Below are 7,900 nucleotides of genomic sequence, written 5' to 3' on the forward strand. Positions count from 1 at the left end.
GGGCAATCGTAGCGGCCGGTGCTGCCGCGACGTACCGTGTCGGCTCAGGTCCAGGACGGCAGCCACATGCGGTACCGCCACTGCTCGACGTCGAGCACCTGGCCGGTCCATACCGGCCAGAAGAACGCGGAGACCAGGACGATCAGCACCAGCAGGGAGCCGACGAACAGACCGCCCGCCAGCCGTCGTTCCCTGTCCGCGCCGGCGGGACCGATCACCAGCGTCATCACATAGGCCAGGCACAGGATCAGCCAGGGCGAGAACGCCACGGCGTAGAAGGTGAAGATCGTGCGGTCGGTGTACATCAGCCACGGGAGGTAGCCGGCGGCGATTCCCGACAGCGCTGCCCAGCCCCGTCCATCCCGGAAGACCACCGCGATCACCAGCGTCACCAGGAGCGCCAGCGTCCCCAGCCACCAGATCAGCGGATTGCCGACCGAGAGGATGTGCGCGCCGCACTTGGCGACCTCGCATCCCTGCTCCCCATACTCGTAGGAGCGGTAGTAGAAGTTCGTGGGGCGCAGCTGCAGCAGCCAGCCCGCAGGGTGCGCCGCATAGGGATGCTCCGAATCCAGCCCGACGTGGAAGGAATAGGCCTGGCGGTGGTAGAGCCACAGCGACAACAGCGAGTCGAGCACCCCGTTGCCGGTGGCCATGTCCTGCTCCGCCGTGAGGTGGCGGTTGTAGCCGACCGCAGAGGCGAACCAGCCGGCGAACGACGCCACATAGGTGACCAGCGCGATGCCGACGATCGCGAGGAAGGCGGGCACGGCATCCCGGACCAGGCCGCCCAGCAGCCAGTCGCGCTGGGCGATGGTGCGGCGCGCCCACCAGTCCCACAGCACCGTCATGATCCCGAACACCGCGACGAAGTAGAGCCCGGACCACTTCACCGAGCAGGCCATCCCCAGCAGCAGGCCGGCCAGCAGGCGCCAGGGCCGGATCCCGCCTGAGACCCCGAGCGGAGGGGCGCTCTCGGCGCTGGCGTGCATCGCCGCCGAGGCCAGCGCGAGTCGCTCGCGGAAGCGATCACGGTCGATCAGCAGTGCACCGAACGCCGCGAGCACGAAGAACATCAAGAAGGGGTCCAGCAGGCTGGTGCGGGAGTGGACCAGGGACACCCCGTCGATCGCCAGCAGCAGGCCCGCGATCAGACCGGCGGTGGTCGAGCGGAACAGCCGTCGGCCGATCCGTGCCAGCAGCAGCACCGCGATCGAGCCCAGCACCGCCGAGGAGATCCTCCAGCCCCAGGGGTTGTCCGCGCCCAGCAGCAGCATCCCGCCGCCGATCAGCCACTTGCCCAGCGGAGGATGGACCACGTACGCGCCCTTGGGCTCGTAGGAGTCCACATCCCCGGCCTCGAAGGCGGCGTCCGGCTCCTCGGGCCAGGACATCTCCACACCCTCCTGGGTGATGGCGTAGCCGTCCTTGACGTAATAGGTCTCGTCGAAGATCAGCTCCTCGACAGACCCCAGGCCCCACAGGCGCAGCACCAGTGCCAGCCCGAACACAGCCATCGCCCCGGCCCATGCCATCCGGGACAGCGGCAGGTCGAAGGTCTTCAGCCGCCGACGGTAGGAGGCGAGCAGCGCGCCCGGCTCGTCCTCGACGGGGGCGCGGTGGGTGGCTTCCTCCTCCGTGTGCACCCGCACATGCTAGGACATCACCCGGCGGGAGCAGCGGGGCGCGCGGGGAGCGACAGCGGAGTGCCCGCGAGCCGCAGGCTGGTTAGCATGGCCAGATGCTCGAACCCGGAGTCCTCACCCTCGCCGCCACCCCTATCGGCAATCCGCTCGACGCCTCGGTGCGCCTGATGCGTGCGCTGGCCGAGGCGGACCTGATCGCCGCCGAGGACACCAGACGGCTCGCCCGCCTGGTGCGCGATCTCGAGGTGGAGACCAGCGGGCGGATCCTCTCGTACCACGAGCACAACGAGGCCGAACGGACGGGCGTGCTGCTCGAAGCGCTCGCGGCAGGGCAGCGGGTGCTGATCGTCACCGATGCCGGGATGCCGGTGGTCTCCGACCCGGGCTTCGAGGCAGTGCGGGCGGCGGCCGAGGCGGGCTTCCGGGTCACCGTGATCCCCGGCCCCTCGGCGGTGCTGACCGCGCTGGCCGCCTCCGGGATCGCCCCGGACCACTTCACCTTCGAGGGCTTCCCTCCGCGGCGCGAGGGCCGCAAGGCCTCAGCGCTGGAACCGCTCGCATCCGAACTGCGCACCATGGTCTTCTTCGAGTCGCCGCGCCGCACCGCCGCCACGCTCGCCGCGATGGCTGAGGCCTTCGGGGTGGACCGCCGCGGCGCTGTCGCCCGGGAGCTGACCAAGACCCATGAGGAGATCGTGCGCGGCACGCTGGCCGAGCTCGCTGCCTGGGCCGCCGACGGCGACGTGCTCGGAGAGGTGGTGCTCGTGGTGGCAGGGGCCGAGCCCGCCGCCGTCACTGCTGAGAGCCTCGTCGAGCAGGTGCTGGCCCGGGCTGCGGCAGGGGAGCGGCTCAAGGATGCCGCCAAGGAGCTCGCCCGGGCGCATCCCGGGGTCGGCGCGAGTGAGCTCTACGACCTCGCGCTGAAGCGGCGCAGCTGAGGCATCGCGGTTGACTCGCCGCGGTGAGGGACTGCGGCTGCAGCACCGCAGCCGCGACTCCGTGGCTGACGGGGCGCGGATCATCGCTGCCACCGAACAGAAGCGAACATGACGACGCCCCCGACAGCAGCTGCTGTCGGGGGCGTCGGCGGAGATCTCGGTGGAGCGGGCTGGGCCCGCGCCGGATCACTCCTTGATCGAGATCAGTCTGCGACTACTCGACTGATTTCCTACCGCTCGCAAGCTCGCAGTACGTCGATCAGTCCTCGATCTGGAGGAGGCCGCGCTGGTACGCCTTTGCGAGGCGACGCGGCACGGAAGCGGTGCGGCCACGAACCGTCACCTGCACGAGGTCGGCGTTGTTGGCCTTCCACTGCGAGCGGCGGGAGTGCGTGCGCGCACGGGACATCTTGAACTTGGGCACTGCCATGGGATGCTCCTTGACGGTCCGGAGGGTGAACTGGCGTTGACGCCCGTCCCGAGCAGCGACCCGAACCCGGTCCGTGAGGAATCGGGGCGCTCGGGTGCACGAAAGGACGCACAACGACGACTCATCTTGCCACATCGTGGCCTTCACCGCTCGCTCCGGGCCCGTGAGCTATCGCACCGGAGTGGTGGGATGCGTCGCACCTCACTCAGCGCGCCGGCTTGAGGTCCCTCTCTGGCCGAACCGGGCACAGTCTGGTCACGCTCGCGGCTCGGGGGCGCCCCGTTGGTCCTGGGTTCACCCCGATCCTCCTACCATGGTCGCATGCCGTCTGAGCACCAGAACCCGTCCGGCGCCGCGGTCCCGCCACCGGTGCGCGACCGTGAGGACATCGATCCTCGCGGGAAGAAGCGTGACCGCTCCTGGCCCGCGATCCCGGAGCCGCTGCCCTTCCCTGTGATCGACAACCACTGCCATCTCGACTTCGCCGACGGAGACGAGCAGCTCAGCGTGCTCGACCATGTCGCACGGGCCGCCGCCGTCGGCGTCGATGCGCAGATCACGATCGGTTCAGATCTCGAGGCGGTGCGCTGGACCGCGGCACTGCTCGCCTCGGAGACATGCCCGCCCACCCTGCGCGGCGGTATCGCCGTGCACCCCAACGAGGCGGCGCTCCATGCACGGGGCAAGGACCAAAAGGGCCGTGAACTGGTGGGGCTGGATGAGGCGATCGCCGAGGTGTCCGAACTGCTGCGCGGCCCCGGAATGGTGGTCGTGGGGGAGACGGGGCTGGACTGGTTCCGCACCTCACGGGACGACGACCAGGCCCGCACCGCCCAGATCGAGTCGTTCCGCGCCCACATCGCGCTCGCCAGGGAACTCGATCTGCCGCTGCAGATCCATGACCGGGACGCCCATCGCGACGTCCTCGAAGTCCTCGAGGCCGATGGCGCCCCCGAACGCACCGTCTTCCACTGCTTCTCCGGCGATGCCGAGTTCGCGCGCACCTGCGTGGATCGCGGCTGGTTCCTCTCCTTCGCCGGGACCGTGACCTTCAGCAGCGCCGGCTACCTGCGCACCGCGCTCGCGGAGGTGGGACTCGGTCAGGTGATGGTCGAGACCGACGCACCCTTCCTCACCCCGGTGCCCTACCGCGGGCGACCCAACTCCTCCTACCTGATCCCTCACACCATGGCCACCATCGCCGAGGTGACGGGCACCGACCTGGAGCAGGCATGCCGCGCGATCCGCACCACCACCCAGGATGTCTACCGATGGCCTCTGGAGGTGGCGGCATGAGCGGCGAGACGACGCCCAGCGCAGGGCTCCTGCTCACCGCGCGCGATATCCGTGACCTCGCCGAGGCCGCGGGCATCCGGCCCTCGAAGCAGCGCGGGCAGAACTTCGTGATGGACCCGAACACCGTGCGGACCATCGTCGGCCGTGCCCACGTGGAGCCGGGGCAGGCGGTGCTCGAGGTAGGACCCGGACTGGGGTCCCTGACGCTCGGCCTGCTCGAGACGGGGGCCGACGTGGTCGCCGTCGAGCTGGATCGCGGCCTGGCCGAGCTGCTCCCGCTCACGCTGCGTGCCCGTGGCGTCGAGGACGACCGCTTCCAGCTCCTCCACGACGACGCCCTTCAGGTGACCGAGCTGCCTGCGCTGCCCCGAGCGGGTGAGCCGACCGCGCTGGTCGCCAATCTTCCCTACAACGTCGCCACCCCCATCCTGCTCACGATGCTCGAGCGCTTCGACTCCCTCCGCTCGGCCCTCGTGATGGTGCAGTCCGAGGTGGTGGACCGTCTCATCGCCGGCCCGGGCTCGCGCACCTATGGCGGCCCCAGCGTGAAGCTCGCCTGGTACGGGCGGGCCGTGCATGCGGGGAAGATCTCCCGACAGATCTTCTGGCCGGTTCCCAACGTCGACTCGGCGCTCGTGGAGCTGGTGCGGCACGAGCAGCCGCTCGGCACCGCCGAGGAGCGGGAGTCGGTCTTCACGATCATCGATGCCGCCTTCGCCCAGCGCCGCAAGACACTGCGTGCCGCGCTCGCCGGCTGGGCTGGGACCGCACCGCGTTCCGAGCAGATCCTGCGCGCCGCCGGCATCGACCCCGGCGCCCGTGGCGAGACCTTGGAGATCGATCAGTTCCGGGCCATCGCCCGGGCGGAACAGGGGCTGGCACGGACCGAGGGTGAGGCCCTCTGATGCCGTCCGCACTGGACCGCGTGGTCGTCCGCGCCCCGGGGAAGATCAATCTGTCGCTCATGGTGGGCGGGGTTGACGGACGCGGTTATCACTCCCTGGCCACGGTGTTCCAGGCAGTCGACCTCTACGAGACGGTCACCGCGACCCGTGCGAGCACTCTCAGCCTGGAGCTCACCTCGGAAGTCCCCGGAGAGCTCCCTCTGGATGGCAGCAACCTCGCCCTGCGGGCGGCTCAGCTGCTGCGTGAGGAATGCGCTCTGGAGGTCGGCGCTGCGCTGCACATCCACAAGCAGGTGCCGATCGCCGGCGGCATGGGCGGCGGGTCGGCGGACGCCGCGGCGACGCTGGTCGCGCTCGACCGCCTGTGGGGGACCGGGCTCGGCAGCGAGAAGCTGCGCGAGCTCGGAGCGCAGCTGGGAGCCGACGTCCCCTTCGCGATGCTCGGCCACACGGCGCTGGGGCGCGGCAACGGCACCGACCTCACCACCGTGCTCACCCATGGCGAATGGACCTGGCTGCTCGCGGTCCCCGGCGGTCACCTCTCGACGCCGGAGGTGTTCCGGAAGTTCGACGAGATCTCGTTGACGAACGGGCGTGCACTGCCCGAGCAGCCGGATCTGGATGAGCGGCAGCTGCAGGCGCTCAGCGGCGCGAACCTCGAACTGCTGGCGGATACCCTGCACAACGATCTGCAGGCCGCAGCGTTCGCGCTGCATCCGCGCCTGGAGCCGGTGGTCGAGGCCGCCGAACGGCTGGGAGCGCCGGCCGCGCTGGTCAGCGGCTCAGGGCCGACGGTCGCCGTGCTGGTCGAGGACGAAGCGCAGGCCCGAGGAATCGCCGCGGGACTGATGCGCGATGGACTCGTCGAGAGCTGCCTGGTGGCGCGGGGTTCCGCGCCGGGGGCGAGCGTGCTCGAAGCGAGCTGAGCGTCGAGCGACGGAGTCTCGCGCTTATGCGTCGGGGCTCTTCACTCTGCCGGCAGCGAGATCGTCGTTTCGGGGCCTCGATCGAGCTGGGACTCCATGGGCTCTATGGGGCTCACGATCTTCCAACGCGCTGGCCATTTTCCAACGCGCTGACCACCTTCCAATGCGCTGACCACCTTCCGACGCGCTGGCCACCTTCCAATGCGCTGAGCATCGCCACCGGTAGCCGGAGACCTCGTTCTGTACGGGGCACTTCCAGGTGCCCATCGAGCGCGGACAAACTGGTCATCCGCGGCTACCTGCTGTTCCTCTCGGTGCGATCTGTGATTGCGAAGTTGATGGTAAAGGGATCGCTATTTCGGTGTCCGGACGCCGGTCGTGCGTGTCCCACGTGACTATATGGCTCCGTCTGTGAATAATGCAAGAGAAAGCAGCGATTGGAAATGTCTGTGTGGATGTGGTGTCTTGGCGCCCTCAGTTGTACAACATCTGGACCTGCTTCGATGAGGCCGCCTGGCCGCTTCGTATGCTGCCCGTGAATAGCAGGATAGTGCCGTTCCCGCACTTCGCAGTTGCCGCGACGGTTCCTCCACACTCCCAGTTATCCACAATTCAAGATTACTGATTGGTAGAGTTCCCTCGCGCCTTCCTTTCGTCGAATAGGTGTGCGAAAATGGCGCCATGACAGATCAGTCGCACAGTGATGATGCAGACTCCCAGGAGGCCGGGCGCGGCGTTTCTGGTGATGCGTCTCGCCATGCGGGTGCGGGCGAAGGATCGGGCTCGGGCTCGGAGGTGTCAGGGCCCCGGTCCGTCGCGGCACGCATTCGGCGGCGCAGCACACTCCCGATCTCCGCGAACGACGAAGAGCTGTGGATCGGTGACACCGACATCACCGCTGTGCGTTCCGTGCTTGCTGAGATCGGTGCGGACGGGTCGTTCGCGCTGGAGAAGCTGGCCGCGTCCGAGACCATCTCGCTGCTGGCGCGGGTCCAGGATCTGAACGGTGCGATCGCAGCGGTGCAGGCACGGGCGCTGGTCCACCTGGAGCACGTGGTCAAGGAAGATTCCCTGCGCCGCGAGGACACGCCGAAGCAGGCGGTGAAGATCGCACGCTCGGAGACATCGAAAGCCCTGAAGCAGTCGAAGTCCTGCGTCGGCCAGTCGATGTCCTCCTCTCGCCGGCTGGTCCTCTCCATGCCCGGCATGCTCACCGCGCTCGCGCAGGGCCGGATCCTTGCCACCTCTGCGCACAAGGTGGGTCGCACGATGGGGCCGGCAACCCCCGCTCAGCGCACCCAGGTCGATGAGATCCTCGCGGCCCACCTGCCCTACCTCGATGGCTGCGGCCCTGAAGAGTTGGCCGGTGAAGCAGCCAAGGTGCTGCACGGACTGGACCCTCGTGGCGCTGCGGACCGCCACCGCACAGCGAAGCGAGATCGCAGCATCACTGTGCGCCGGGGTGAGCACGGCATGTGCACTGTCACCGCGCACCTGCCGGCGCTCGACGGGGCCCGAATCCGCAAAGGGCTCTCGGTGGCTGCGGAGAAGGCTCGCGCCCACGGCGACCGGCGCGGCCATCAGCAGATCATGGCGGACCTCTTCGCCGATGCCCTGATCGGACGCGGAGAAGGGATCGACCCCTCCACGCTGGAGATCGCCGTCATCATCACGGACCGCTCCCTGCTCGCACCCGAGCACGCCGACGCCGCCACCATCGAGGGCTACGGCCCGGTGCCGTACGAACACATCCGCCAGG

Annotated in this window: 7 protein-coding genes; 5 read left to right on the forward strand and 2 right to left on the reverse strand. The window is 69.0% G+C overall.

Annotated elements, in window-relative coordinates; all coding sequences use genetic code 11:
• Nucleotides 1-44 precede the first annotated feature (44 nt).
• Nucleotides 45-1,652 carry a dolichyl-phosphate-mannose--protein mannosyltransferase gene (locus tag ACT3SQ_RS11535; RefSeq protein ID WP_444502601.1) on the reverse strand — a complete coding sequence of 536 codons (1,608 nt, stop codon included), beginning with the start codon at nucleotides 1,650-1,652 and terminating at the stop codon, nucleotides 45-47.
• Between the two features lie 89 nt (nucleotides 1,653-1,741).
• Here ACT3SQ_RS11535 and rsmI point away from each other — a divergent pair, with 89 nt between their 5' ends.
• The gene (gene rsmI / locus ACT3SQ_RS11540) at nucleotides 1,742-2,584 is read left to right on the forward strand and encodes a 16S rRNA (cytidine(1402)-2'-O)-methyltransferase (protein ID WP_441445533.1); all 843 of its coding nucleotides are present in this window, start codon (nucleotides 1,742-1,744) and stop codon (nucleotides 2,582-2,584) included.
• A gap of 259 nt (nucleotides 2,585-2,843) precedes the next feature.
• Here rsmI and rpmF read toward each other — a convergent pair whose 3' ends face one another.
• Complete coding sequence (rpmF, locus tag ACT3SQ_RS11545; protein ID WP_096799564.1) at nucleotides 2,844-3,014, reverse strand: 50S ribosomal protein L32; 171 nt, start codon at nucleotides 3,012-3,014, stop codon at nucleotides 2,844-2,846.
• A gap of 321 nt (nucleotides 3,015-3,335) precedes the next feature.
• On the opposite strand from rpmF, the gene ACT3SQ_RS11550 reads away from it, so the two are divergent.
• The 4 genes from ACT3SQ_RS11550 to ACT3SQ_RS11565 form a co-directional block, all read left to right on the forward strand.
• Nucleotides 3,336-4,310, forward strand: a complete 975-nt coding sequence (locus ACT3SQ_RS11550; protein ID WP_441445534.1) for a TatD family hydrolase — start codon at nucleotides 3,336-3,338, stop codon at nucleotides 4,308-4,310.
• Complete coding sequence (gene rsmA, locus ACT3SQ_RS11555; RefSeq protein WP_441445535.1) at nucleotides 4,307-5,215, forward strand: 16S rRNA (adenine(1518)-N(6)/adenine(1519)-N(6))-dimethyltransferase RsmA; 909 nt, start codon at nucleotides 4,307-4,309, stop codon at nucleotides 5,213-5,215. The genes ACT3SQ_RS11550 and rsmA overlap by 4 nt, the downstream gene beginning before the upstream one ends.
• Complete coding sequence (locus tag ACT3SQ_RS11560) at nucleotides 5,215-6,141, forward strand: 4-(cytidine 5'-diphospho)-2-C-methyl-D-erythritol kinase (RefSeq protein WP_441445536.1); 927 nt, start codon at nucleotides 5,215-5,217, stop codon at nucleotides 6,139-6,141. The genes rsmA and ACT3SQ_RS11560 overlap by 1 nt, the downstream gene beginning before the upstream one ends.
• Before the next feature lie 795 nt (nucleotides 6,142-6,936).
• A partial coding sequence (locus ACT3SQ_RS11565) for a DUF222 domain-containing protein (protein WP_444601147.1) occupies nucleotides 6,937-7,900 on the forward strand: 964 nt, incomplete at its 3' end.

Origin of the sequence: Brachybacterium sp. AOP42-C2-15, assembly GCF_052377065.1 — a bacterium.
In the GTDB taxonomy this organism is placed as follows: Bacteria; Actinomycetota; Actinomycetes; order Actinomycetales; family Dermabacteraceae; genus Brachybacterium.